Origin of the sequence: Aquirufa nivalisilvae, assembly GCF_004307455.1 — a bacterium.
GTDB lineage: Bacteria > Bacteroidota > Bacteroidia > Cytophagales > Spirosomataceae > Aquirufa > Aquirufa nivalisilvae.
On the sequence record NZ_SEWX01000018.1, the window covers coordinates 1 to 631 of the forward strand.

Sequence of the window (631 nt, forward strand, 5' to 3'; positions counted from 1 at the left end):
GTTACGGTAATCGTTTGAGGACTGCCTGCTGTTTGAGTGCCCGTTCCGGTTACTACTAATTTCGTCGCCGTTCCTGCACTGATCGATACTGATCCACTTGTCGCTGCCGTTCCAGTTGATGGAGTAAAGGTAAACGTTCCTGTTCCTGTAGTTCCTGTGAATTTCAAGCCTAAACTCGTTAAGTTCGCTACTCCACTTACAAAATCACCCGCTTGGTTCAATACATTATTAACTCCACTTCCTAAACCACTTACCGTTCCTGTTAAACTTGTCGTTACTGTTACATTATTCGTATTGGCTGCAAAAGTAGTTACCGTATTTCCGTAAGCATCTTGAGCTGTCAAGGTATTCGTTCCTGTAAAGGCTGTGCCACTGATCTGAGGGGTAGCTAAACTAACCACCAGTTTACTGTAGACTGCTGGACTTACTACTATCGATAAACGATCAGAACCTGATGTTGTTACCGCTCCTTGGGTTGCTACTAATAAGGCTGTTTCTGATTTGTATAATTTCACTGAAGTAGTTCCTACTCCATTACTGAAAGTAACTACTGTAGCTGTACCAAAGTTAATATCTGCACTTACTTTATCACTTGCTGTTGCTGCCGTGCTTGGGTTTGTTGAACTATTCG

Annotated in this window: 1 protein-coding gene; it reads right to left on the minus strand. The window is 42.6% G+C overall.

Annotated elements, in window-relative coordinates:
* Positions 1-631: hypothetical protein (locus tag EWU22_RS13360; RefSeq protein WP_231962913.1), on the minus strand; the 631-nt coding region annotated here is incomplete at both ends.